The 25,254-nt window shown below is 69.1% G+C and carries 22 protein-coding genes; 13 read left to right on the top strand and 9 right to left on the bottom strand.

Translation table 11 applies throughout. The annotated features are described in order from the left end of the window. Positions 1-145: 145 nt before the first annotated feature. Genes ACTWPT_RS06335 through ACTWPT_RS06325 form a run of 3 tightly spaced genes read left to right on the top strand, consistent with a single transcriptional unit; the run spans position 146 to position 1,911 of the window. Positions 146-520: a hypothetical protein gene (locus tag ACTWPT_RS06335; protein ID WP_443176288.1), complete on the top strand. Its 375-nt coding sequence runs from the start codon at positions 146-148 to the stop codon at positions 518-520. After that, a complete protein-coding gene (gene tgmC / locus ACTWPT_RS06330; protein ID WP_443176287.1) occupies positions 517-1,647 on the top strand; it encodes an ATP-grasp peptide maturase system methyltransferase in 1,131 nt (376 codons plus the stop codon). Before ACTWPT_RS06335 ends, tgmC begins: the two co-directional genes overlap by 4 nt. A gap of 21 nt (positions 1,648-1,668) precedes the next feature. After that, positions 1,669-1,911 (top strand): helix-turn-helix domain-containing protein, encoded by a 243-nt coding sequence (locus ACTWPT_RS06325; protein ID WP_443176286.1) that lies wholly within the window; start codon positions 1,669-1,671, stop codon positions 1,909-1,911. A gap of 334 nt (positions 1,912-2,245) precedes the next feature. On the opposite strand, the gene ACTWPT_RS06320 is transcribed toward ACTWPT_RS06325, so the two are convergent. Genes ACTWPT_RS06320 through ACTWPT_RS06310 form a run of 3 tightly spaced genes read right to left on the bottom strand, consistent with a single transcriptional unit; the run spans position 2,246 to position 5,782 of the window. Then, positions 2,246-3,157, bottom strand: a complete 912-nt coding sequence (locus ACTWPT_RS06320) for a carbohydrate ABC transporter permease (protein ID WP_443176285.1) — start codon at positions 3,155-3,157, stop codon at positions 2,246-2,248. Beyond that, positions 3,154-4,131, bottom strand: a complete 978-nt coding sequence (locus ACTWPT_RS06315) for an ABC transporter permease (RefSeq protein ID WP_443176284.1) — start codon at positions 4,129-4,131, stop codon at positions 3,154-3,156. Before ACTWPT_RS06315 ends, ACTWPT_RS06320 begins: the two co-directional genes overlap by 4 nt. Before the next feature lie 10 nt (positions 4,132-4,141). Continuing rightward, complete coding sequence (locus tag ACTWPT_RS06310; RefSeq protein ID WP_443176283.1) at positions 4,142-5,782, bottom strand: extracellular solute-binding protein; 1,641 nt, start codon at positions 5,780-5,782, stop codon at positions 4,142-4,144. 175 nt (positions 5,783-5,957) lie between these two features. Between ACTWPT_RS06310 and ACTWPT_RS06305 the strand changes: the two genes are divergently transcribed. From ACTWPT_RS06305 to ACTWPT_RS06295, 3 genes are all read left to right on the top strand, one after another. Next, positions 5,958-7,169 carry an ROK family protein gene (locus tag ACTWPT_RS06305; RefSeq protein WP_443176282.1) on the top strand — a complete coding sequence of 404 codons (1,212 nt, stop codon included), beginning with the start codon at positions 5,958-5,960 and terminating at the stop codon, positions 7,167-7,169. A 98-nt stretch (positions 7,170-7,267) separates the two neighbouring features. Beyond that, positions 7,268-10,039: a glycoside hydrolase family 3 C-terminal domain-containing protein gene (locus tag ACTWPT_RS06300; RefSeq protein ID WP_443176281.1), complete on the top strand. Its 2,772-nt coding sequence runs from the start codon at positions 7,268-7,270 to the stop codon at positions 10,037-10,039. Continuing rightward, a complete protein-coding gene (locus ACTWPT_RS06295) occupies positions 10,036-11,040 on the top strand; it encodes a LacI family DNA-binding transcriptional regulator (protein WP_443176280.1) in 1,005 nt (334 codons plus the stop codon). The genes ACTWPT_RS06300 and ACTWPT_RS06295 overlap by 4 nt, the downstream gene beginning before the upstream one ends. A 5-nt stretch (positions 11,041-11,045) precedes the next feature. On the opposite strand, the gene ACTWPT_RS06290 is transcribed toward ACTWPT_RS06295, so the two are convergent. Further along, a complete protein-coding gene (locus ACTWPT_RS06290) occupies positions 11,046-11,615 on the bottom strand; it encodes a putative glycolipid-binding domain-containing protein (RefSeq protein WP_443176279.1) in 570 nt (189 codons plus the stop codon). Between the two features lie 87 nt (positions 11,616-11,702). Continuing rightward, the gene (locus tag ACTWPT_RS06285) at positions 11,703-12,305 is read right to left on the bottom strand and encodes a CGNR zinc finger domain-containing protein (protein WP_443176278.1); all 603 of its coding nucleotides are present in this window, start codon (positions 12,303-12,305) and stop codon (positions 11,703-11,705) included. A gap of 32 nt (positions 12,306-12,337) precedes the next feature. On the opposite strand from ACTWPT_RS06285, the gene ACTWPT_RS06280 reads away from it, so the two are divergent. Further along, complete coding sequence (locus tag ACTWPT_RS06280) at positions 12,338-13,207, top strand: SCO6745 family protein (protein ID WP_443176277.1); 870 nt, start codon at positions 12,338-12,340, stop codon at positions 13,205-13,207. Further along, positions 13,204-13,713: a GNAT family N-acetyltransferase gene (locus ACTWPT_RS06275; protein WP_443176276.1), complete on the top strand. Its 510-nt coding sequence runs from the start codon at positions 13,204-13,206 to the stop codon at positions 13,711-13,713. The genes ACTWPT_RS06280 and ACTWPT_RS06275 overlap by 4 nt, the downstream gene beginning before the upstream one ends. Positions 13,714-13,898: 185 nt before the next feature. On the opposite strand, the gene ACTWPT_RS06270 is transcribed toward ACTWPT_RS06275, so the two are convergent. Then, entirely contained in the window at positions 13,899-14,429 is a 531-nt protein-coding gene (locus ACTWPT_RS06270; protein ID WP_443176275.1) for a GNAT family N-acetyltransferase, read from the bottom strand. Positions 14,430-14,501: 72 nt separating this feature from the next. On the opposite strand from ACTWPT_RS06270, the gene ACTWPT_RS06265 reads away from it, so the two are divergent. Then, entirely contained in the window at positions 14,502-14,894 is a 393-nt protein-coding gene (locus ACTWPT_RS06265; RefSeq protein ID WP_443176274.1) for a hypothetical protein, read from the top strand. 62 nt (positions 14,895-14,956) lie between these two features. On the opposite strand, the gene ACTWPT_RS06260 is transcribed toward ACTWPT_RS06265, so the two are convergent. The 3 genes from ACTWPT_RS06260 to ACTWPT_RS06250 all read right to left on the bottom strand — a co-directional run bounded on the left by ACTWPT_RS06260 (position 14,957) and on the right by ACTWPT_RS06250 (position 19,004). Beyond that, positions 14,957-16,327, bottom strand: a complete 1,371-nt coding sequence (locus ACTWPT_RS06260; protein ID WP_443176273.1) for a hypothetical protein — start codon at positions 16,325-16,327, stop codon at positions 14,957-14,959. A gap of 170 nt (positions 16,328-16,497) precedes the next feature. Next, positions 16,498-18,258, bottom strand: a complete 1,761-nt coding sequence (locus ACTWPT_RS06255) for an acetyl/propionyl/methylcrotonyl-CoA carboxylase subunit alpha (RefSeq protein ID WP_443176272.1) — start codon at positions 18,256-18,258, stop codon at positions 16,498-16,500. A 26-nt stretch (positions 18,259-18,284) separates the two neighbouring features. Then, positions 18,285-19,004 carry an SDR family NAD(P)-dependent oxidoreductase gene (locus tag ACTWPT_RS06250; RefSeq protein WP_443176271.1) on the bottom strand — a complete coding sequence of 240 codons (720 nt, stop codon included), beginning with the start codon at positions 19,002-19,004 and terminating at the stop codon, positions 18,285-18,287. Positions 19,005-19,129: 125 nt separating this feature from the next. Here ACTWPT_RS06250 and ACTWPT_RS06245 point away from each other — a divergent pair, with 125 nt between their 5' ends. The 4 genes from ACTWPT_RS06245 (at position 19,130) to ACTWPT_RS06230 (ending at position 25,219) form a co-directional block, all read left to right on the top strand. Beyond that, positions 19,130-19,402, top strand: coding sequence for a WXG100 family type VII secretion target (locus ACTWPT_RS06245; RefSeq protein ID WP_026214895.1), 273 nt, complete (start codon positions 19,130-19,132; stop codon positions 19,400-19,402). Positions 19,403-19,594: 192 nt separating this feature from the next. Continuing rightward, positions 19,595-21,751, top strand: a complete 2,157-nt coding sequence (locus ACTWPT_RS06240) for a serine/threonine protein kinase (protein WP_443176270.1) — start codon at positions 19,595-19,597, stop codon at positions 21,749-21,751. Between the two features lie 22 nt (positions 21,752-21,773). After that, entirely contained in the window at positions 21,774-22,916 is a 1,143-nt protein-coding gene (locus tag ACTWPT_RS06235) for a S8 family serine peptidase (protein ID WP_443176269.1), read from the top strand. Between the two features lie 107 nt (positions 22,917-23,023). After that, entirely contained in the window at positions 23,024-25,219 is a 2,196-nt protein-coding gene (locus tag ACTWPT_RS06230) for a protein kinase domain-containing protein (protein WP_443176268.1), read from the top strand. Positions 25,220-25,254: the final 35 nt, after the last annotated feature.

Genomic DNA, 25,254 nt, shown 5'->3' with positions numbered 1-25,254 from the left:
GGCCGGTGGCGAACCCTCCAGCACATCACCGTCAGCCCCAGCCGAATCGGCGACATCGCCCGCGCAGCGCTTGTCCTCACCCATTTCGAGCACGACTACCTACCGGCAATTGGCTGAGATCACGTCACTGTCCATAACCGCACACATGTTTCAGGAGGAAATATCAAAGACCGCTGATGCGAGAGTGACTGTGGTCGGCCGCAAGGTATTTGCGAGCAGAATCACCACCCCAGACAGCTCGCTTGACTGGCGGCGCGGAGATTGGAACGCACTCGTTCATGAGTCCATCGACGTGCCGGAAGCGATCACAAAGGCCCTATACGCATATCTCGACTTCTTCGGCCTTGTATTCGGATGTTTCGACTTCGCCCTGGAAGAAGGCGGAGCGGATCGCCATCAATCCTCGGAAATGTGGACATTCATCGAATGCAACCCGAACGGGCAATGGGGATGGCTGCCGGACTTCGATGTGATAGCGCATGCCTTCGCTGACGTACTACTGGAAGGATGGTGGCCATGAGCGACACGGCCACAAGGCTCCGCCTCGAACTGGCGGAGAAAATAGGATCGGCCGGCTGGCGAAAGGCGCTTGATTTGGTGCCTCGCGAGCGGTTCCTTGGGGATGCCGTATACCAGCGCGACAAGACCCGAGGCGACCTGTGGGCGCCTCTCCGGCGTGCCAACATGCCCGAGGACGAATGGCTCGCCCTGGCCTACGCCGACGAGACATGGGTGACACAGGTAGCGGGGGTCATGGCCGAAGGCGCTACGGGGACCGTGACCGGGCAGCCCGGGTCATCGTCCACGCTCCCGAGCCTGGTCATTCGGATGCTTGAAGCCGCCGAGATCGAAGAAGGGGACAAGGTCCTAGAGATCGGCACGGGCACGGGCTACTCAACGACGCTGATGTGTCAGCGGCTCGGAAATGAAGCGGTCACCTCGATCGAGTATGACTCGATGATCGCTGCTCGTGCCCGTGATGCGATCATCGGAGCAGGTTACGCCCCCACGCTAGCGGTGGGAGACGGGCTGTACGGGTGCGAAGAGAACGCTCCGTATGACCGGCTCATCGCCACCTGCTCGGTTCGCACGATCCCTCACGCTTGGATGCAACAGGTCCGTGCAGGTGGGACCATCACGGTCCCGATATGGGGCTGGATGGGCGGCGTGGCGTTCGCTCACCTCCGCATGGCTGGGGACGGCACCGCGACCGGTTCTTTCCTCGAAGACAGCCTGTACTTCATGACCGCGCGCTCGCATCTGCCTCCTCCGCGCCCTCCGCTGGTTAGAGGCATTGGGGACGAGCGCAAGACTAGAATCGACCCGTCGATCCTTCAGAGCGGAGCGGCCCGGTGGGTCGCCCAGCTCGCCGTTCCACAAGCGCAAATTTCTTGGGGCGCAGACGCCACGTTCCTGGTCGATGTCGGTACGGGTTCACGGGCTGAAGCTCAGGCAGATCCGGCAGGCGGATGGAGGGTGTTGCAGCACGGTCGGGTCCGGCTGTGGGATGCGGTGGAGGAAGCCATTGAGACGTGGCAGGAAGCCGGGCAGCCTCACCAATCCGGCTTCGGGCTCACCGTGACGCCTGAGGGGCAATGGGTATGGCTCGGCACGCCTGACGGGCCTACCTGGGAGCTTCCCGCTTAGCGGCCGCAGAACGGCTTACCCGTGGTCGAACATCCCGAGTACGCGCAGGCGGGGCTGGATTTGCGGCTGGGCGACATGGTGCGGGCGCGGCGGATCGAGTTGGGCCTGACTCAGGCTGAGGTGGCGCAGCGTGCCCAGATCAGCCAGCCTGCTCTGTCCCGGATCGAGGGCGGCGGTGGTGTGCTGACGCTTGCCATGCTGGATCGGCTGGCCCGGGCAATGGATACGACGTTCACCATCACCGTCGGACAGGATGCGGCCTGAATCCGGCTTGGTTCATAAGCCAGCGAACGGGGGACAAGGGTGCGGAGGCTGGTTGTCCTGTGGTGAAGATTCGGCAGGTTCACCGGCTTGCCGACCAAGGCCGGGAGAGCGCGAGAGGGCTGGGAAGCCCTCTCGCCCCGGGATCGGGGCGGAGCCCCGAGCCCGATGAGCACGCCCGAGCGTCAGCGAGGACCGTTTCGGGTGGGCTCCCGTCAGCCCACCCGGCAATCGGGCAACGGGTGGGTGCTTTTCGGGGGTCGAAGGGGGCGGAGCCCCCTGGGAGGCGCTGTTTGGAATCCGTGCGCGAAGCGCCCCATGTGGAAGGCCTTGCTGTTCAGCCCTTGATGGCCCCCACGATCACGCCCTTGGTGAAGTGGCGTTGGACGAAGGGGTAGATGATCAAGGCGGGTATGACGGCGATCACGACGATCGCCATCTTGATCGCCAAGGTCGGGGGTGCGTCGCCCGTCACCCCCGCCGTAGCCGCCGGCAGTGGGTTCGAGTCCACCACGTACTGGCGCAGGATCAGCGCCAGGGGCCATTTACGGGTGTCGTCGATGTACAGCATCGCGTTGAACCAGGCGTTCCAGTAGCCCACCGCGTAGAACATCGCCACGACGGCCGTGACCGCCTTCGACATGGGCAACACGATGCGCCACAGGATGCGGAACTCCCCGGCCCCGTCGATCCGGGCGCTGTCCAGAACCTCCCCGGGGATGTTCATGAAGAACGAGCGCAGCACCACCACGTTGAACGCGGAGACGGCGGTCGGCAAGATCAGTGACCAGTAACTGTCCTTCAGCCCGAGACCGCTCACCATCAAGTAGACCGGGATGATCCCCGGGAAGAAGACGAACATCAGCAGAATGCTGAAGAGCAGCGGGCGGTGCAGGAACGAGCCGGGGCGCGACAGCGAGTACGCCCCCAGGATGCTCACCGCGGTGCTGATCAGCGTCCCCACAAGGGTCACTCCGGTGCTGACCAGCACGGCCCTGCTGACCACGGTGTCGGAGAAGATCTGCCGGTACGCCTCGAACGTGATCTCGTCGGGCACCAGCACGAGCCCGCCCGCGCGGTTGACCGTGGCGGACGAGCTGAGGCTGGTCAGCACGATCGTGTAGAGGGGGCCGAGCACGGCCAGGACGATCAACGTCACCACCGTGCCCTTGCCCACCTGGCCGACCGGCGAGCGCCGCTCCTCCCAAGGCGCCAGCTTCGACGGTTTCCTGGACGTCAGAGCTGTCATGATCGCGAATACACCCCTCGCTCGCCCATCGCGTGCGCGACCCGATTGGCCGCCAGGATCAGCAGCAGCCCGACCACGCCCTTGAACAGCCCGGCCGCCGCCCCGTACCCGAGGTCGCCGGTACGCAGGCCGGACCAGTAGACGAACGTGTCGAACACCTCGGACACCTCGCTGCCGACGGCGCTGCGTTGCAGCATGAACTGCTCGAACCCGACGTTCAGCGCATCACCCAGGCGCAGGATCAGCAGCAGCACGATCACCGGACGCAGCCCGGGCAGCGTGATGTGCCACATGCGCCGCCACCTGCGGGCACCGTCCACGGCGGCGGCCTCGTACAGGTTGGGGTCGATGGTGCTCAGCGCGGCCAGGAAGATGATCGCGCCCCAGCCGGCGTCCTTCCAGATGGTCTGGCTGGTGATGAGCAGGATGAACGTGTCGGAGTTCGTCATCCAGTCGACGCCCTCGTAGCCGCGCTCGCGCAGCAGCTGCGCGAGCAGGCCCGCCCCGCCGAACATCTGCTGGAAGATGGCCACGACCAGCACCCAGGAGAAGAAGAACGGCATGTAGACCACGCCCTGCACGAACGCCCTCAGCTTGGCCGAGACGATGCTGTTGAGCAGGAGCGCCAGCATGATCGGCACGGGGAAGTAGAAGACGAGCTGGAAGGCCGTGATCGACAGCGTGTTCAGCATCGCGCGCAGGAACTGGGGGTCCTGGAAGAGCAGCGCGAAGTTGGTGAAGCCGATGATCGGGCTGCCGGTGATGCCGCCGGTGTAGGGGTTGTAGTCCTGGAAGGCGATGACGTTGCCGAGCGCCGGGAGCCACCAGAAGGCGAGCACCAGCAGGAGCATCGGCAGGTTCATCACGAGCAGTGGCCAGTCCCTGCGGAGCTTGGCCTGCCAGGTCAGTTTCACCTGTTCAGTGGTGGTGGCCGGGCCGGGCTTGACCGGCCGCTTGGCCGTGACTACCCCCATGAAGCGCTCCTCACAGCCTGCCGTTCTCCCGCGCGACCTTCATGTAGAACTCACGCGCCTCGTTGCCGCCGCCGTCCTGCCACTCCTTCACGATCTTCGCCCACTCGGAGACGGGCCGCTTGCCGCGGAAGATCTCCTGCATCTTGTCCTCTGTGGGCTGCGCCAGGCCGGCCATCTTGGAGGGCACCTCCACGCGGATCCCGACGAACGGGTCGTTCTCCAGGAGCTTCGCGGCCTGCGTTTGCCAGTCGTACAGGGCCTGGACGAGGCCTTTGTACTGGCCCTTCTCGTTCGCCGGCGGCCGACCGGACAGGAACATGTACGTGGGCGCGACCTCCTTGCGCCCCAGCGCCGTCTGCTCGACCTTGCCGTCCTTGACGTTGTAGTGCTTGCCCTCGACGCCGTTGTTGACCAGCTCGTATTCCTGGGTGCCGTACGGTGCCGACGTCCAGTTGGACAGCGCGAGCAACTCGCGCGTGCGGGCGTCGCCCAGACCCTTCTTGATGAAGACGAACATGCCCGCGGGCTCGTTACGCCACATGATCGTCTTGCCGCCGGGCTTGGCCGGGTAGGGGACGACGGCCTGCATGTCGAACTTGGGGTTGTCAGCCTGGAAGCGGCCGAGGTTCTCGTGCCAGGCGCCGAGACCGTCCCGGTAGATGATCATCTGGCCGCTGCCGAAGGGGCCCTTCATGTCGGCGTCCTTGTTGGCCACGAGGTCCGGATGCATGTAGCCGGCCTCGAAGAGCTTGACCATGAACTCGATCGAGGCGGCGAATTCGGCGGTCTCGTACTTGTACTCGAGCGTGCCGTCGCTCTTCTTGCGCCACTCGCGCGGCGCGCCGAAGGCCCGCTGCATCTCCTGCTCCATGGCGCCGCCGAAGGCCCAGCGCTTCTTCTTCGCGTCGGTGATGGCCTGGCCGAGCGCCACCAGATCGTCGCCGCTCTTGGGGTGCTGCAGGCCCAGCTCCTCCATGATGTCCTGGCGGACGAACGTGGCGAACGGGAACGGCTCGTTCTGCCATGGGATGCCCTGGAGGATGCCGCCGAAGACGCCGTACTGCCAGGCCGCGGTGTCGTAGTTGGCCAGCAGCGGGAACTCCTTGGCCTTGTCCCCGGCCAGGTAGGGCCCCAGATCGGCGAAGAGCTTGTTGGCCGCCTCGGTGAAACGGGCGATCTTGATGAGCTCCCAGCCCGGGACCATGACCATCTCGGGTACGTCGCCGCTGGCCAGGGTGGTGCTGAGCTTCTCGTGGTAGGTGTTGCCGTCCGAGATGTTGAAGCGGACGGTGCCGCCCAGGCGCTCGTTCATGTACTCGTAGTAGGAGTTGTCGCCCAGCCCGGGCGGCACGGTCCCCCACAGCGGCGTCATCGCGGTCACTTCCTTGCCGCTGGTCAGCGGCTTGGTGGTGACGGCCTGCACCATATTGGCCGGTCGGGTCAGGAAGCCGGGGGCGACGAACTCGCTGCCGGGCAGGTCTGGCTTGAGCCCGGGGATCTCGAACGGGATCCGCGTCGGCACCAGGCTCTTGAGCTTGTCGGCCGCCACGGCGGTGCCCTTGGAGGCCGATTTCTTCTCGGCGCAGCCCGCCACCAGAACGCTTGCGCCTACCAGGCCGAGGAACCCGCGGCGAGTCGTGTTGGTCGCCATGGATCTCTCCCTTCTCCGAGTGGGGGATGGCCTACTAAAATTAGTTGGTATTGCGACCAAACAAATTAGTAGAGTGTTGTCCTGACCACAAGGGATCGCTACGGTCACAGGTTGGTGAAGGAGGCCCGGGAATGCGGCATGCTGGGGTCGTCTCTTGGCGGGAACGGGGCTGATATTGATCACTTCTACGACCGGCCCGCAGCCGGCCGACTTCGCCGACGTACGGGCCACCAACCTAGCGGTCGTGCTGCGGTTCGTTCGCGAGCACGCTCCCTGCTCGCGAGCCGACATCGCGGCCTCCACCGGCCTCAACAAGGCCACCGTGTCGAGCCTGGTCGCCGACCTCATCGACCGGCGGCTGGTCCGCGAGACCGGCCTGACGGAGAACCGCGTGGGGCGACCGGCCACGATGCTCGTGCTGGACGGCTCGCCGTACGCCGCCATCGGGGTCGAGATCAATGTCGACCACGTGTCGGCCGTGGCCACCGACCTCGCCGGGGAGCGGCTGCTGACCTGGCGGCGCTCGTTCTCGACCGGCGACTCGGTCAACCAGGGCGTGGCCAGCGTCGGGGCGATCATCAGGCGGGTGATCAACCGGATGGCCAAGGAGGAGCGCCAGGTGCTCGGCCTGGCCGTGGCCGTGCCGGGGCTGGTCGACGTGCAGGGCACCGTACGCCTGGCGCCCAACCTCGGCTGGCGCGACGCCGACATCGGCGGCGACCTGGCCAAGGCGCTGCGCGATCCCGGCTTCCCCATCCAGGTGGACAACGACGCCAATCTCGCGGCCCTGGCCGAGCAGCGCTTCGGCGCCCACGCCGGCGCCTCCGACCTGGTCTACCTGACCGGTGAGATCGGCGTGGGTGCGGGCATCATCCTCGACGGGCGGCTGCGCCGCGGCGGCCTCGGCTACAGCGGTGAGATCGGCCACGTGCAGCTCGACCCCGACGGACCCGAGTGCCACTGCGGCCGGCGCGGCTGCCTGGAGGTCATGGCGGGGATCGGCGCCGTGCTGCGTAAGATCCCCTCGCCCGCCGAGATCCAGATCGAGATCGAGGAGTCGGTACGCCTGGCCCATGCCGGCGACGCCGACACCTTGGCCGCCCTGGATTCGGTCGGCCGGAGCCTGGGCCGGGGTGTGTCCGTTCTGGCCAACCTTCTCAACCCCGAGGTGGTGATCCTCGGTGGCTACTACGTGCCGCTCGCGCCATGGTTGTTGCCCGCCGTCCACGACGAGCTGAGCAATCGTGTCATCGCCTCCGAAGCCGGGGGATGCCAGGTCGTGGCCTCGACGCTGGGCCACGACGCGGCCGCGCTGGGCGGTGCGGCAAGGGTCCTCGATTCCATTGATTCGGGAAGATTGCCCGGGGGATTGTCGCGAATCCCTTGACCTCGGTCATCGGGAAGTGCACCCTTCAGTCAACCCACCGAAACGTCCGCGTAACTTCCCCAGGCCGGTCGTCGAAGCGCTTCGACACTCTCAGAGGGATGACCATGCAAGTACCCCCCTTCCGCGACCCCTCGGTACCCCTGACCGATCGGATCGACGACCTGGTGCGCAGGCTCACGCTCGAGGAGAAGGTCGGGCTGCTGCACCAGTACCAGGCGCCGGTCGATCGGCTGGGCGTAGGCGCGTTCCGCACCGGCACCGAGGCGCTGCACGGCCTGGCCTGGCTGGGCCCGGCCACCGTGTTCCCCCAGGCCGTCGGGCTGGCCTCTACGTGGGACCTCGATCTCGTGAGGAGAGTCGGCGAGGCCACGAGTGACGAGGTGCTGGCCTTCCACCACAAGGACCCGGCCGGGGCGGGGCTCAACGTGTGGGCGCCCGTGGTCAACCCGCTGCGAGACCCTCGCTGGGGGCGCAACGAAGAGGGCTACTCCGAAGATCCGTGGTTGACCGGGGTCATGGCCACCGCCTATGCACACGGATTGCGTGGGAGCGCTCCCGAAATTCTCAAGACCGCCCCTACGCTCAAACATTTCCTCGCCTACAACAACGAGACCGACCGCTGCACGACCTCGAGCAGCATGCCGCCGCGGGTCCTGCGCGAGTACGAGCTGCCCGCCTTCCGGTCGGCCATCCAGCAGGGCGCGGCCGTGGCCGTCATGCCCTCCTACAACCTGGTCAACGGCCGCCCGGCGCACCTCAGCCCGCTGATCAACAGCGTGCTGCGGGAGTGGGCGCCGGACGAGCTGCTGGTGGTCAGCGACGCGTACGCGCCGGGCAACCTCACCTCGCTGCAGGCCTACCACAACACGCTGCCGGAGGCGTACGCACACGCGGTCAAGGCAGGGTTGGACAGCTTCACCCAGGACGACGACCGCAGCCAGGCCACGCTCGGACATCTCCGGCAGGCACTAGAGACTGGCCTGCTGGCCGAGGAGGACGTCGACGCGGCCGTGCGGCACGTGTTGTCGATCCGGGTAAGGCTCGGCGAGTTCGACCCGGCGACTCCGTACGACGACGTCACCGACAGCGTGGTCAACTGCTCCGAGCACCAGGCGTTGGCCAGGGAGGCGGCGCGGCGCTCGTTCGTGTTGCTGAAGAACGACGGCCTGCTGCCCCTGGCGGACGTGACCAGGATCGCGGTGATCGGGCAGCTCGGCGACACGCTCATGGAGGACTGGTACAGCGGCACCCTGCCCTACGCCGTGACCGCCCGCGCCGGGCTGGCCGAGCGGTGCGAGACGATCTTCTGCGAGGCCGTGGACCGGGTGACGCTGACCGCCGAGGCCGGCCCGGTCATCGCCGACCCCGCCGGCGGGCCGCTGCAGATCAAGACGGCGGAGTCCGGCGCGTTCGACCTGTTCGACTGGGGCGGCGGCGCGTACGCGCTGCGCTCCGTGACGACCGGCCGGTTCGTGTCTGTGGACGGCGGCACGCTGGTGAACGACCAGCCGGGGCCGAACGGGTGGGAGGTGCGCGAGACCTTCCGCATGGAGGAGCGGCCCCGCGGCACGCTCGCCCTTCGCCACATCTCGACCGGCTGCTACGTCGGCGCGGGCGAGGACGGAGTGCTGCGCCTGGTCGACGACGCCGACCAGTCCGTGTGGCTGGCCATGGAGGTGCTCAGGAGCGGCACCGACCAGGCCGCCCGCCTGGCCGCGGACGCCGACGTGGCGATCGTGGTGGTCGGCGACCACCCGCTGGTCAACGGCCGTGAGACCGAGGACCGTATGACGCTGGCCCTCGCCTCCGCCCAGGATGCCGTGGTCGCCGCCGTGCGCAAGGCCAACCCCCGTACCGTCATGGTCATCACCAGCGGCTACCCGCTCACGTGGACCGACGACGAGGTGCCTGCCGTGTTGTGGTCGGCCCACGGAGGCCAGGAGTACGGCCACGCCCTGGCCGAGGTGCTGTTCGGCGACGCGGACCCGGAGGGCCGGCTCACCCAGACGTGGTACCGCTCCGAGCAGGAGCTCCCCGACCTGCTCGACTACGACATCATCGCCTCGGACGCCACGTACCTGTACTTCCGCGGCACCCCGCTTCACCCCTTCGGCCACGGCCTCAGCTACACCACGTTCGAGTACGCCGACCTGCGCGTGCGGATCGTGGACGGCGTGCTCATCGCCGAGGTCACGGTGACGAACACGGGGGACCGGCCCGGCGTCGAGGTCGTCCAGTTCTACACCCACCAGCAACGCTCCCGCGTCAAGCAGCCGCTGCGCCGCCTGCGCGGCTTCCAGAAGGCGCGACTCGCGCCCGGCGAGAGCCGTTCCGTCACCCTGACCCTGCCGCTCTCGGAGCTGGCCTTCTGGGACGTGACCAGGGACAGGTTCGTGGTGGAGAGCGCGCCGCACCAGCTCATGGTCGGCCGTAGCGCCACGGACCTGCGCCTGAGCACCCGCTTCGAGGTCGACGGGGAGATCATCCCGCCCCAGTCCGGGCTGCTGCGCGCGGCGGGCCACGACGAGTACGACGCGATCACGTTCGTGGACGAGACCAAAGCGGACGGCGACGCGGTGCGCTCGGACGCGGAAGGCGCCTGGATCCTCTTCAGACAGGTGGACCTGACCGGCGCTACGGCCTGCGTGGCCACGGCCGGCAGCGCCGAAGGCGGCATGATCACGATCCGCCGCGGCGACCCCCTCTACGGCCAGGCCCTGGCGACCTTCCCCGTGCCCAGGACAGACCGGTACGACTATCACGCCATCACGGCACCCCTTGCGGTCGCCGACGGGGTGCACGATCTTTATGTGGTGTTCGAGAACGACGGCGTGACGCTGGTCCAGCTCGACTTCGGAGCCGAGGCTTGAGCCGGCGCACGGTCACGATCTCCGAGGTCGCCAAGCACGCGGGCGTGGCCGTCAGCACGGTCTCGTACGTGCTCAGCGGCAAGCGGACGATCTCGGCCGACACCAGGCGGCGGGTGCTCGACAGCATCAGCGCGCTCGGCTACCACCCCAACGCCGGCGCCCGGGCCCTGGCCAGCAAGCGCTCCAACGTGATCGCTCTGGTGCTGCCGCTGCGGGCAGGCATGCACGTGCCCGTGCTGATGCGCTTCGCCAGCGCCGTGGTCACGGCCGCCCGCCGCTTCGACCACGACGTGCTGCTGCTGACCGCCGACGAGGGCACCGCGGGCATCCGCCGGGTGGCCGCGAGCGCGCTGGTGGACGCGCTGGTCCTCATGGACGTCGAGCTGGACGACCGCCGGGTCCCGCTGCTGCGCGAGCTGGCCGAGCCCAGCGTGCTCATCGGCTTCCCCGCCGAGCCGGCCGGGCTGACCTGCGTCGACCTCGACTTCGCGGCCGCCGGGACCCGCTGCGTGGAGCACCTCGCCGAGCGCGGTCACGAGGAGATCGTGCTGCTCGGCGCCCCTTCCGTGGTGTACGACCGGGGCACCGGATTCGCCACCCGCACCCGCGAGGGCTTCGAGGCCGCCCTGGCCGACCACGGCCTCAAGGGCGTGGCGCTGCCCTGCGAGGAGACGTTCGACGAGGTGTACGAGACCGTACGCGACCTGCTCCTCGACCATCCGAGCCTGTCCGGTTTGGTCGTGCACAATGAGGCCGCGGTCGGGCATGTGCTCGCGGCGCTGCGCCAGCTGGATCGGCGGGTGCCGCACGATGTGGCCGTGGTGGCGATCTGCCCCGACGACGTGGCCGAGCGCGCCAGCCCGCCCCTGACCTCGGTGCTGATCCCGGCCGAAGAGGTCGGCAGGGAAGCGGTCCGCCTGGTCATGGACAAGCTGGAGGGTCGCGCGGTGCCGGACTCCACTCTCCTCACCCCACTTCTGGCCGTCCGCAACAGCACCTGAGGGCCCTACAAGGCCCGCACGGCGATGCCGGGATAGTCCAGGACGAAACCCGCCTTGTCGTAGACCAGGCGGCAGGAGAACCCGTCGGCCGGCGAGACGTAGTCATAGCTCTCGCCGTCGACCCGGGCATAGTGCTGTTCGAGGCGCTCGACGGCGAGGTTCAGGGAACGGACGTAGGCGGCGGGGGCTTCGGACGCGGCGCCCACGGCCAGCCGCATGCGGTGCACGGGGAACGCGTTGGTCATCGCCGACGACTCCAGGTCGACGTCGAAACAGCCGTCCAGGTGCGGGGCGGGCGAGCCGTCGACCAGCCAGTGGCCGTCCCCGTCGCTCTCCAGCGTGGTACGCCGGGACCCGGTGACCCACCGTCCCGTGACCTCGGCGCGTCTCGTGATCCACTGCGAGTCGACGTCGATGGCGTAGCCGACGATCCAGGTCCGGCCCTCTTCGACGCCGGTCGTACAACCCTCGATGCGGTACCAGTCGCCCAGCGGACGGAAGTAGACCACCTCGAAGCCCGTTTGCACGTCGGCGTGCCGCCAGGCGGCGGTCTTCGGCGGAGGTGTGAAGGTCACGAACAGATCCTGCCAGGCTGGTGAGACAACGCAAGAGCGCTCGGCCGCGGCCCACGTGGGCCGCCTCGAGCTCGGGCGGCGGGTGTCTCACGCTCTCCGTCTGGCCCGGTAGGCGCTGGCTTTGGCGCGGTTCTGGCAGGACAGATCGCAGAAGCGGCGGGAAGCATTGCGCGTGGTGTCGAAGAAGACCAGGGAACACTTGCCGGCCTGGCAGGCGCCGAGGCGAATGGACTGGCCGACACCGATGACCATGGCCAGCGCCGTGCCCATGTCCGCGGCCCAGGCGTCCACCAGGCCGGCATCGGCCGGGTGGAAGGCCAGTGTCGGGGGCCGGTCAGGATGGCCGTGCAGGTTGGCGACGGCCTTGTGGCGGATCAGGAGGTCGTTGAGCTGCTCCACGACGGCGAGGATGCGATCGCCCGCACCGAAGACCGGGCGTAGCTGCCCGGCGACCTCCGCAAGCTGGTCGGCGTCGGCGACGGTGAGCGCGCTGGGCGGGCGACCGGCCGCGGCCAGCTGGGCGTTGATCGCGGCGCGCCGTTCCTCCCCGGATTGTGGCGGCGTGACGGGTCTGCCATGTGCCGTGGTGACAGCCAGGCAGTTGACCAGGAGGACCGCCAGCTCGGCCCTTCCCCCAACATAACTGTCTATTTCGGGTTGACCAGTGATGCGCCACGGATCTATCGTCACTGGCATAGTTTATATAGACAGTGAGGTATGTGATGAGTTTCGGATCGCTCGCGCGGCAGATGTGGCATCAGATCGAGCCGGTGCACGCGACGCTCTACTTCAGCCCTGAGGCCTTCGAGGAGGCGGCGGGACTCGGCTACGACGTCATCTCGCGCTGGCCGAGCTACTTCGCCTGGCGCACGGCGCCGCTCGGCGCCGTGCGCTCAAGGCTGGCCGCCGCCACCTACTACAGTTTCAGCCCTGCGATGATCGCCGACCACGTGCCCGGCATCTGGGCCACCGCGACGCCAGGGCAGGTGCTCGATGCCCGCCTGCGAGCGGTGGACCGCACCCTCCAGATGCTGCTCGGCGACTCGACGGGTGATCTGAAGGAGGCGGCCGAGTTGGCCGTCAGGGCCGCGGAGAGCATCCAAATCGCCCACCGGCCGCTGGCCGCGGCCAACCTAGACCTGTCCTGGCCGGACGAGCCGCACCTGGCGCTGTGGCAGGCGTACACGGTGCTGCGTGAGCATCGCGGCGACGGTCACCTGACCGCCTTGCAGGCCGCTGGCCTCGACGCCTGCGAGGCGCTGGTCTCGTTCGCCTCCGTCGGGGCCGCCCCGGTCGCCAACTTCGCCGGACGGGGCTGGAGCTCCGAGGAATGGGCGGCCGCGCGGGAACGGCTGGCGAGCCGCGGCCTCATCGACTCCGAAGGATCGGCCACCGCGGCCGGGCAGGCCCTGCGCGACCAGGTCGAGCGGCACACCGACGACCTGGCCGCCGGGCCGTGGCGAGCCCTCGGTGAGGCGGCGGCCGAACGCCTGGCCCATCTCAACCGGCCACTGCTGGGCGCGGTCTTCGAGTCGGGCATGCTGCCGGCGACGAGCACTCTGGGCATCGGCAAGATACGGGTGCCCGCGTGAACCTCGAACGACTCACCGGTCCGAAGGCACTCGCCCGCACTGCCCAACTCACAGAGGTCTACCGCACCGCGTTCAGCGGTCCGCCCTGGTATGAGGATGGGTACGGTACCGCCGACTTCGCCGAGCGTCTGACCACGGACGTACACCGTCCCGGATTCGCGGGAGTACTGGCCTGGCATGACAGCATACCTGCGGGATTCGGCACGGCATGGCCGACCCAGAGCCCCTTTCCGGCGGGCCGGGCCTACGATCGTGTACGGGCGGAACTCGGCGACCAGGTAGAAACCCGCCTGGTCGGGGCACTGGAGGTCGACGAGTTGGCAGTGAGCCCGCACGCGCGGGGCCAGGGCCTCGCGGGACGCATCCTCGATCTGCTGTGCGACGGTGCCGACGCCTGCTGGCTCCTCACCGCCCCGAAGGCATTCGACGCGATCAGACTCTACGAGAGGCTCGGCTGGCAGCGCCTGACCAGACCGGAGGCCAATATCGTGGTCTTCACCTGCTGACGCCGGGTCGACACCAGTCGGCGCCCCGTCCTACCGCCAGAACTGGATCTTGAAGAGATGGGCCTCATAGATGTCACGGGGAAACATATCGATCACTCCTCGTCCGCTGTGTGTGCCTCAGCGATGCATCGCTGCATGGCCCGCACAGTCTTACGTCGGCACGCCCTCGTTGTCGGCTTACCCGTTCAGACCATTTCCGCGGTGATGGCCCAGCGCTCGTGGTCTCGCCACGCGCCGTCGATGAACTGGAAGTTGGCCGAGTAACCCTCGCGCTGGAACCCTACGCGCTTGATCAGGTTGAGTGAGGCGGTGTTCGACGGCTGGATGTTCGCCTCCAGGCGGTGCAGCGCGAGCTCGCCGAAGGCGTACTGGACGAGCAGTCGCAGGCCCTCGGTCATGTAACCGCGGCCGGTCGTGGCGGCGTAGGCGTTGTAGCCGAGGGTCCCGGCTTGATGGGTGCCCCGGATGATGTTGTTGATGTTGGCCCGCCCAGCGATCGCGCCGGTGTCGAGCCGGCAGATCACGAACCCGTCGTGCGCGGGGCCGATGAAGCGCTCGATGTACGCGTCGAAGGCCTCAGGCGTGGTGATGGGCGCGCCGGGCATCCACGGGGCGAGAAACTCCGCGCTCTCCTTGTTCAGGGCCAGGAGCTCGGAGCGGTCCCGCCGTGAGACGTGGCGGATGCCGACGTGGCTGCCGTGGGCCAGGTAGATCATTCACGTGATCTTACGCCTGCGCGAGTTGCATGGGTGATGGCCGGATTTCGCCTGGATTGCGATACTCGCCTCATGGATGAGGTGCTCCCCGCGACACTGCGACCCGTGCTCAGTGACCTCTACGCGAACTGCCCGGTACGCCCCACCGTCCGATTCGCCGACGTCCAGAGCTGGGAGGAACCGTTCCTGTGGCTGCACACCCCGGACGGAAGCGGCTGGGGAATCCAACTGCACGGTGATGGCGGCGCTGTCCAGCAGATAGCCGATTTCGCCGATCAGGTCCAGGAGTGGGCGGTCGAAGCCCTCTGGCAGGAGGGCTTGCCGGCGGTCTGGCCGCACTGTCCGATGCATCCGGACACTCACCCACTGGGCGCCACGGTCGTCCACGACAGGGCCGTGTGGCGGTGCCCGCACACCAAGAAGGTCGTCGCCTCCATCGGCCGGCTGCTGGAGCAGGACGGCTGAGCAGCAAGAAGCGCTCCCCGCGGGACCGGTCGTCCCGGGAGAGCGCTTCTAGGAAGGCCGGCTTACCAGTCTCCGCCGAAGTCTCCGCCGCCGAAGTCTCCGCCGCCGCCGCCGAAGTCGCCCCAACCGCCGCCGTCGCCACCGCCGAAGTCTCCGGCTCCAGCGTCCGCGGCACCCTCGGCGTAACCGGCGCCGTAGCCGCCGTAGCCAAAGCCGCCGCTCAGCATGCTGCCCATCATGGTGCCGATGAACATGCCGGTCATGATGTCGCCGAAGCCGCCGTAGTAACCGTACGCGTACGGCTGGTAGGCCGGGCCCGCGTCGTAGTAGGGCCGGCGCTGGCCGTCGACCATGACCTCGCGCATCTGCGGGTCGAAGCCGCGCTCCACGGCCTCGGCGTCCGCGCGGCAGGCGGGCACGTCGCGGACCGCGCCGCCGGGCGGGGCCCAGCGCACGTCACGGGCCGACGGGCCGTGCTGCGGGTTGAAGAAGCAGGGGGCGCGCCGCTCGGGGACTGGGTCGTTGTTGACCTTGGCCTTGACCACGGCCAGCGCGTAGCGGCCGTCCTCGAGGGTCTGGGTGACCTCGCGGACCTGGTCGACACGCTCGATGGTGGCCAGCTGGGTCTTGGCCTTCTCATACGAGTCCAGCGCCGTCTGCCACTCGTCGATATGCTTGCCGCCCTCGCCGGAGAGGGTGACGTCGGCGTCGACAGCGGTGATCTCCTCACCGAGCTTGGTGACGTCCTCGTCCACGGTCTGCTTGACCGCGGCCAGGTCCTTGGCCTCCTGGATGGCGCGCTTCTTCTTCCTGTTGCTGGAGTAGAGGAAGTAGCCGCCACCACCGGCCAGGGCCAGCACGCCCAGACCGATCAGCGCGGCGGTGCCGCCGGCGCCCGGGTTGGCCTGGCTACCGGTGTCGAGCGCCGTGCGCCGCTTGCCTGCGACGGCGGCGTCGACACGGTTGGTGAAGTCCTTCATCCCGTCCACGACGTCAGAGTTGGCGCTGACGGCGCGGTTGGCCAGCTCGCCCGCGAGGCCGCTCTGGCTAATGGCGCTCGAGGCCGCGAACAACGTCTGGCCGTCGAGCACCGCGATGGTGGCGCGGGGCCGGCCCGCGTCGGTCAGCGCGGTGTTGAGCGAGGTCATGAACGGCTCAATGCTGGAGTTGTCCACTGTGCCGTCGGGGAGTGCCACAGCGTAGATCTTGCTGTCGGCCCCCTTCAGCGCGTCACTGATCTCACTCTGCTGGTCCGATGTCAATGGCGAGCCGGACACCACGTAGAGCGGATTGCTCTTCCAGTTGGACACCACTGACTGAGCGTCAGGGGGAGCCGCCGCCGCGTGGGCGGCAGGGGACAGCGCAAGAACGACGAATAGACCGGTGATCAGAGCCGCGATCGCGGCCCCTGCTCGGCGCAGCGAATGGGTCATTGGCAGCAAGCCTCCTTCGCCCTTGAGGACGAATGGGCGGTCGGCAAAGTTCCTCACTGCGCACGTTACCCGCCGGAAAGCGTGTAGGCGCACACCCTCGACGAAGATCCTGGGGCTGCGAATTCTCTTACTGGCCCCATTGACATCAAGTAAACGTCACAAGCGATCCGTTACGAGTCCTTGATCTCGCAGATCACGGCGCCTGACGTCACCGTCTGGCCCACGGCGGCCGTGAGGCCCGTGATCGTGCCGGACTTGTGCGCGGCCAGCGGCTGCTCCATTTTCATGGCCTCAAGCACCACGACCGTGTCGCCCTCGCGCACCGTGTCCCCATCGGCGGCCACGACCTTGACGATCGTGCCCTGCATCGGGCTCACCAGCGAGTCCCCACCCGCCGCCGACTTCTTCGCGGCGCCGCCGCCACGCCGGTGCGGCGCCTTGTTCGCGGCAGGCCCAGTGGAGAGCGCGGCGGCGGACGTACCGAGGCCTGCGGGCAGGACCACCTCCAGGCGCTTGCCGCCGACCTCGACCGTCACGGTCTCCCGCGCCGGGGCCTCGGCTGCGGCCACGTCCTCCGCGTACGGCGGGATCGTGTTGTCCCACTCGGTCTCGATCCACCGCGTGTGCACGGAGAACGGCGCCGAGGTGAAAGCCTGGTCGGTGACGACCGCCCGGTGGAACGGCAGCACCGTCGGCATCCCGGAGATCTCGAACTCGGCCAGTGCCCGCCGCGACCGCTCCAGCGCCTCCTGCCGGGTGCGCCCGGTCACGATGAGCTTGGCCACCAGCGAGTCGAAGGCGCCCGGCACCGTCTCGCCCTGCTCATAGCCGGTGTCCAGGCGCACGCCCGGACCGGAGGGGGCTCGCCAGCCGGCAATGGTGCCGGGGGCGGGCAGGAAGCCCCGCCCCGCGTCCTCGGCGTTGATCCGGAACTCGATGGAGTGTCCGCGCAGGGCCGGGTCGTCGTAGCCCAGCGGCTCGCCGTCAGCGATGCGGAGCATCTCCCGTACGAGGTCGATGCCGGAGACCTCCTCGGTCACCGGGTGCTCGACCTGCAGGCGGGTGTTGACCTCCAGGAAGGAGACCGTGCTGTCCTGGCCGACGAGGAACTCGCACGTTCCGGCCCCGACATATCCGGCCTCCCGCAGGATCGCCTTGGAGCTGTCGCGCAGCAGCCGCTCCTGCTCGGCGGACAGGAACGGCGCGGGCGCCTCCTCGACCAGCTTCTGGTGGCGGCGCTGTAGCGAGCAGTCGCGGGTGGAGACCACGACCACGGTGCCGTGCACGTCGGCCAGGCACTGGGTCTCGACGTGCCGGGGCCGGTCCAGGTAACGCTCCACGAAGCACTCGCCCCGCCCGAAGGCCGACACCGCCTCGCGCACCGCGCTGTCGTACAGGTCCGGGATCTCCTCCAGCGTCCTGGCGACCTTCAGTCCGCGCCCGCCACCGCCGTACGCGGCCTTGATGGCGATCGGCAGTCCGTGCTCCTCGGCGAACGCCACCACCTCGTCGACCCCGGACACCGGGTCCTTGGTGCCCGCGACCAGCGGCGCGCCGACCTTCTGCGCGATGTGCCTGGCCCGCACCTTGTCACCGAGCGCGGCGATCGCGGCCGGCGGCGGCCCGATCCAGATCAGGCCCGCGTCGATGACGGCCTGGGCGAAGGCGGCGTTCTCGGCCAGGAAGCCGTACCCGGGATGTACGGCGTCGGCCCCGGAGCGGGTCGCCACGTCCAGCAGTTTGGCAATGTCGAGGTAGGTCTCGGCGGGGGACTGCCCGCCCAGCGCGTACGCCTCGTCGGCCACCCGGACGTGCAGCGCGTCGAGGTCCTGGTCGGCGTAGACAGCCACGCTCGCGATGCCGGCGTCCTTGCACGCGCGGCCCACCCGTACGGCGATCTCGCCGCGATTGGCGATCAGAACCTTCCGCACCGATGTCCGTCCTTCCTTTGAGTGTCTCAGCGGCCCAGGTATGCGCCGCCGTTGACATGGAGCACCTGCCCGGTGACGTGCCCGGCTCCCGCGGAGGCCAGGTACAGAACGGTATCTGCCACGTCAGACGGGGTGCCGGGGCGGCCGTTACGCGTGTTCTCCACACGGGCCCTGATGCCGTCTTCGGTGAGGCGGCCGCGGAAGAACTCGGTGTCCAGCACCAGGCCGGGGGAGACGACGTTCGCGGTGATGCCCCTGGGGCCGAGCTCGGCGGCCAGGTCGGCGGTCCAGGACTCGATGGCGGCCTTGGCGGCGCCGTACGAGCCCGAGCCGGTGCCGCGGGCGGCGATCGAGCCGAGCGACACGATCCTGCCGCCCTCGTTCATGCGCGGCGCCAGCGCGGCCGTGACGAGCACGGCGGACATCAGGTTGGCGTTGAGATTGGCCCACCAGGCCTCGGCCACGTCCATTAGGTCGTCCGACGGCCTGCGGTCCAGGTTGGTGTTGCCGCCGGCATTGTTGACCAGCACGTCCACCCGTGACGGCAGGCTGTCGAGCGCCTCTTTGACGGCGACCGGGCTGGCGGCGTTGAAGGCCGCGTACGCGGCCCCGAGGCGCTCGGCGGCCTCCTTCAGCACGTGCTCGCGGCGGCCGGTGATCGTGACGTGGTCGCCCAGCGAGGCGAATGCCGCGGCGATCGCGTATCCGATCCCGGTGCCTCCGCCGGTCACCACAACCTCGCGCATGCCCGGACAGCTCCCGTCAAATCCGAATCTTCCTCTGGAAGACCATAGCCGCTCGGCATAACCACGACGACGGCCAGTGTGCCCCCTTTAGTGTGAGTGCGCTTTCACACGGTCAGGAGGTATGCATGAGCCAGAGTATGCTCGGCGGCGACCCCGCGGAAATGCAGCAGATGGCCAGCCAGTTCACGCAGCAGTCGGAGGCGGTCCGCACCACGATGACCGCGCTCGACCGTGAGGCCGCCAAGGTCGGCACGGCGTGGACGGGCCCCGGAGCCCAGCGTTTCCAGCAGGCCTGGCAGAACTACCGCACGGCCTTCCAGCGCATGACCGAGGAGCTTCAGGAAGCTTCTCGCGTCATCGGCACCTACCGGCAGAACATCGAGTCCGCCACGAAATGAGCAACGGAACGGGGCCCTGGCGTCGCGCCGCTGGGGCTTCTTTCCGTTGATCCGGGCGCGCTCGGGGCCTTGCCGCAGCTCGGATGCCAATTGACGGTGAACAGTCAAAGTGTGGGACCGAAACCCCTGATGCGTATGGGGCTTATTTGGTTAAATATCCTCCGATCATGACGTAATCCCGAAAGGACGGTCATGGCGGAGATGGACGCCTCCCAGCCCGAGCGGATCGGTGGCCACGAGATCGCAGGCCGCCTTGGCGAGGGGCCACGTGGCGTCGTCTACCTGGGCCGGGAGTCCGAAGAGGCGCCCCAGGTGGCCGTCAAGACGCTGAGCGTCGACCCTGCCGCCGACCCGGACTTCGTGGCCAGGCTCAAGAGCGTCACGCGGGTGTCCAGCTCGTACGTGGCCCGGACGCTCGACGCGGGCGCCGACAACGGGCTGGTGTACGTGATCAGGGAGTACGTCGAGGGCCGGTCGCTGGCCGAGACCGTCGCGGCGGACGGGCCGCTGACCGGGGATGCGCTTGAGCGGCTCGCGGTGGGCACGATGACCGCGCTGACCGCCGTTCACCTGGCCGGGCTCGCGCATCGTGGTCTCACACCGTCAAACGTGATCTTCGCCGACGAGGGGCCATGCGTCACCGACATCGAGCTGGGGGATCCGGCCGGTGAGATCGGCTACCGGGCGCCGGAGCAGCTCAGCGGGCTGCAGTACGGCCCATACGCCGACGTCTTCTCCTGGGCCGCGACCGTGGTGTTCGCCGCTACCGGGTCTGCGCCGTTCGGGCATGACCCGGAGAGCGTGCTGAACGGGGAGCCTGAGATCGGAGAGCTGCCCGAGCCGCTGAGGCAGGTGGTGCTGGCCGCGCTCGCCAAGAAGACGGATGGGCGGCCCACGGCGTACTCGGCGCTGCTGCGGCTGCTGGGCGGCGGCAACGCGCCCATGCTCGCGCCGCCGGCCGAGGACGTTCCAGTGCCGCCGCCTGCGATCCTGCCCATCCAGCTGTCCGTCCAGGGCGCCCAGACGCCGCTGATGCCGCCGTCCCCAGCCCCCATGGATCAACCCCCTGTACAACCCGCACCGGCCCAGCTCGGTCCCATGGATCAGGGGCCGATCGGAGCGGTCCCGATGGGCCCGGTGGCGCACGGCCCAATGGGCCCGGTGGACCCGATGGGGCACGGCCCGGTGGACCCGGTGGCGCAGGGCCCGGTTGGGCAAGGTCCGACGGAGCCGGCGTATGGGTCTCAGATCTGGGGACCTCCGCCCGGCCCTGGTCAGCAGGGTACGCCCCCGCCTCCGGCGCCCCCCGTCGTGCCCAGGCAGGGCGACGGACGGGAGCGCAGGCCATTCCCCGTGGCGCTCGTGGCGGGCTTGACCGCCGTCGTGCTCCTGTCGGGCCTCGGTGTGTGGGGCGCGAGCCAGTACTCCGGCAAGGTCAGGTTCTCCCCGATCGCCGCGGCCACCAGCGAGACCACCGGGGGAGACGCCTTCTCCGCCCTGAGCCAGGGGGCCGTGACGAGCGCGCCCACGCTGCCGCAGCCCGAGGTGACCGCGCCGTGGGGGACCACGGCCAGCCCGGGTGACAGCGGCGTCGGCCCGATGCTGCTTCCCACCGAGGATCCGGCCGGATCGCCGACGGTCCCGAAGCTCACGACGGTGCCGACCCCTGGACCGATCTCGACGCAGCCGGTCCCCACCGCCCAGCCCACCGGGACCCAGCCGCCGCAGCCGACGACGACGCCCACCAAGAATGCCAAACCCAAGGCCACGGTCACCAAGACGGTCCCGCCCCCCAGAACGCCGACGCCGACCGCGACCCGGACCACCGAGGAGCCCGAGCCCACCCCCACTAGGACGACGCGGGAGCCGAAGCCCACCGCCACCAAGACGACGCAGGCGCCGAAGCCGACCCCGACCAGAACGACGGCGAGGCCGACCCCGACGAGGACGACGGCGAGGCCGACTCCGACGAGGACGACGGCGAAGCCGACTCCGACCAGGACGACCCCGCCGCCCGTGAAGAAGAACCCCTACACCGCGACCCAGGTGTGCGGTGGCGGTTTCGTCATCCAGCGGTCGAGCTCGTTCGCCGGCGGCACCACGTACCAGCTGTGGAACAACAGCACGAGCCAGAACTGCGTGGTCACCCTCAAGTCGGGCCCGGACGTCGGCAAGTCCACACCGGTGAGCGCGACGCTGGAGGTGCAGGGCGGTGGCAGCCAGACCGACTCCGGGAACTTCGAGTACTACGCGGGGCCGGTCAAACTGCCCGCCAAGGGCAAGTGCGTCCGCTACTCCGGCAGCGCGGGTTCGGGGAGGACGAGTGCGGCGTGGGCCAACTGCGGCTGAGTTCCGTCTACGCTATCCCGTCATGATTGGTCGCGCCCTTATCGCGAGCCTGATCGCTCTGCACATCCTCGGGGCCCCCGCGGCTGCCGCGCCCGAAGACTGCAACCCGAAGAAGGGCACGCTGAAGTTGCCCGCCAGCGAGCCGTGGGCGCAGAAACGGCTCGACATCAAGAACGCCTGGCGGCTGAGCACGGGCGCGGGCGTGACGGTCGCGGTCGTCGACAGCGGCGCCGATTACCACCCGCAGGTCCAGATCTCCAAGATCATCGACGAGACGCACACCGGCCACCGCGACTGCGTGGGCCACGGGACCGCCGTCTCGGGCATCATCGGCGCCCGCCACCTGGCTGGTGTTCCCTTCCATGGTGTCGCGCCCAACGCCCGAATCGTGATGGTCAAGCAGAGCAACAAGACCGAGGGCGACATCAACAAGCTGATCGGTGCCATCAACGACGCGGTCGCGGCAAAGGCCAAGGTGATCAACGTCTCCGTGCGTGCCTCCGACCACTCCGGTCTGAGAGCCGCCGTCCAGCGGGCGCTCGATCAGGACATCGTCGTGGTCGCAGCAGCCGGCAACGTCACTGGCCCCGACGACCAGGACGTGCCCGCCTATCCCGCGGCGTACGAGGGCGTGCTGGCCGTGGGGGCGGCCACCCCCGACGGCCGCCGCGCCGACTCGTCCAACGCCACGACCCCTGTCGGCGTGCTCGGTCCCGGCACGGACATCACCGCTCCCTGGCCGGGCCGCGCCTACATGCGTGGCCTGCAGGGCACCAGCTTCGCCGCGCCGTACGTGGCGGGCACCGCCGCGCTCGTGCGAGCCCGCTTCCCCAAGCTCACCCAGGAGCAGGTACGCCGCCGCATCATCGCCACCGCCGACGGCACCGCCGGTGCGGGCACCGGAGCGGGAATGGTGAACCCGGTGCTCGCGGTCACGGCCGTGCTGCCCTACGAAGGCGCCAACGCGCCCGTGGTGGCCGAGCCACCGCCCGCCGCGCTGCCGGCCGATGCCATCGCCAAGGTCCCGCCCCGCGACGAGACCGCCATCGGTATCTCCATGGCGGTCGGAGCCGGCGCGATGATGACGATCGCGGTGGCGGGCGCGCTCGCGCTGCTCATTCCCCTGGGCCGGCGCAGAGGCTGGCGGGCAGGCCGGCCGTCCTGAGGGTTGCAGTTCGGTGAATTGTTGACTCGACCGTCAAACTACTGATGCAAATGTGGCGGATTTGGTTGAATGTCCTTTGAGATCATGGATTGACTGAAGGGACAGAGATGCACCCCCTGCGGCCGGGTGATCCCGAGAAGCTGGGCGCGTACGTCATCTCGGGACGACTGACGGATGGGCCACGTGGTACGGCCTATCTCGGCAAGGAGTCCGAGGACGCGCCCCTGAGAGTGATCAAGTTATTGCCCGCCGCCTCGGAACAGGGCGGCGACGACATCGCTCGGCTCACCGGGGTGCAGCGCGTCTCCAGTTCGTACGTCGCCAGGACCCTGGAAGCCGGCAAGCACGGCGACCGGCCCTACGTCGTGCGCGAGCACGTTGAGGGGCGGAGTCTCGCCGAGCTCGTGGCCGAGGACGGCCCGCTCGACGCCGACGCGCTCGAGCGGGTGGCGGTGGGCGTGCTGACCGCGCTGACCGCGGTGCACTTGGCCGGCATCACGCACCGCGGGCTCACCCCGCACAACGTGATCATCGGTGCCGACGGCCCTCGGGTGACGGACGTCGACCTCGGTGACCCCGCCGGCGAGGCGGGGTACCGCGCTCCCGAGCAGCTCAAGGGGCTGGGATACGGGCCGTACGCCGACATCTTCGCCTGGGCTGCGACGGTGGTGTTCGCCGCGACCGGGAAGCCGCCGTTCGGCCAGGACGCCGAGGCGGTGCTGAACGGGCAGCCCGAGGTGGGGAACCTGGGCGAGCCGCTGCGCCAAGTGGTGCTGTCCGCGCTGGCCAAGGACGTCACGCCGCGCCCGACTACGTATATGGCGTTGCTGCGGCTCCTCGGGGACAAGCGGGGCGGCGCCGGCGCCTTGGCGCAGAAGCAGCCGCACCAGCCGGGCGCGCCGATCGAGGGCGTGCCCATGCAGGGTGTGCCCGTCCCTGGAGTGCCCCTTGAGGGCGTCCCCGTGCAGGGCATGCCTGTCCAAGGCGTTCCCATGCAGGGTGCGCCCGTGTCCGGGATGCCGCCGCACGCCGGACCGCCTACGCTGCCGCAGCAGCAGACGTGGGGACCACCGCCCGTACCGCAGGATGTCGTCCATGGCGGTCCCCCGCCGATGGAGGGCGTGCCGGTGCCGCCGCCCGGCCCCATGTGGGAGCCGCCGCAGTCGGAGCGGCAGGCGACGGTTCCCGGGGAGACGGTGCATTCCCGGCCCCCTCGCAGGTTCCCTCTGGGGCTCGTCGCCGCGGTGAGTGCGCTGGTACTGCTGTCCGTCATGGGACTGTGGGGCGCCAACCGGTACGCCTCGACACAGCGCTTCGAGCCCGTGGCCGCGGCCGTGGGCACGCCGGCGGCGGAGGCCGACCCCGAGAAGGTGTCCGCGCAGCAGGGCCAGCCGCAGCAGCCGGGGCAGGACCAGTCCGGACAGGACCAGTCCGGACAGGGCCAGCCCGGGCAGGGCCAGCCCGAGGTGACCGTGCCGTGGGCGGACCCGTCGCACGCCGACCCGGACGACGTGGGCCCGATGGTGCTGCCAACGGATTGGACGTCTCAGACGCCCACGCCGCCCGAGCTGAGCACCGTACCGACCCCGACGCCGCTCAACACCCAGCCGGTCACGCGGCCTACGGCGTCGGCGGCGCCCACGTCGGCCGTGCCTACGGTTACCGTGACGCAGACCCCGACACCCTCGGTGACGGGCACCCCGACCCCGAGCCCGACGCAGGATGACGCCCTCGTCGTCTTCGGTCCGACTCCGACGCCCACGCCCACCTCGACGCCGTCTTCGGTTCCGACTCCCGCGCCGACCGTCACGGTCACCGTGGCGCCTCCGCCGACGGTAACGGTCACTGCGAAGCCGACGGCCTCCGCGAAGCCCACGGCCTCCGCGAAGCCGACGGCCTCGGCAACCAGGCCGACGCCCGCGCCGACGAAGGTCACGATCGGGCCCAAGCCCACCACGAGCAGCCCACCGCCGGTGATGCGCAACCCGTACTCACCGGTCCAGGTCTGCGGGGCGGGCTTCTCCGTACAGCGCAGCAAGGGCTTCCCCGGCGGTGAGATCTTCCAGCTCTACAACGCCGGCACCGGCGAGAACTGCGTGGTCACCATGAAGACCACGGACGTGGGCAAGCGGACCAAGGTGAGCGCCACGCTCGAAGTTCAGGGTGGTCCCAGCGACACGGATGCCGGCGACTACGAGTTCTACGCCGGGCCCGTCAAGCTGCCCGCCAAGGGCAAGTGCGTGCGCTTCTCGGGCGGCGTCGGGTACGCCGGCACCGGCTCGAACTGGGCCGACTGCGGCTGACCCGCACCGCGTAAACCCCCTCCGGGCGCTCCCGG

It is taken from the genome of Nonomuraea sp. 3N208, from assembly GCF_052245935.1.
Classification (GTDB): Bacteria; Actinomycetota; Actinomycetes; order Streptosporangiales; family Streptosporangiaceae; genus Nonomuraea.
This window is presented reverse-complemented; position numbering and strand designations above follow the sequence as displayed.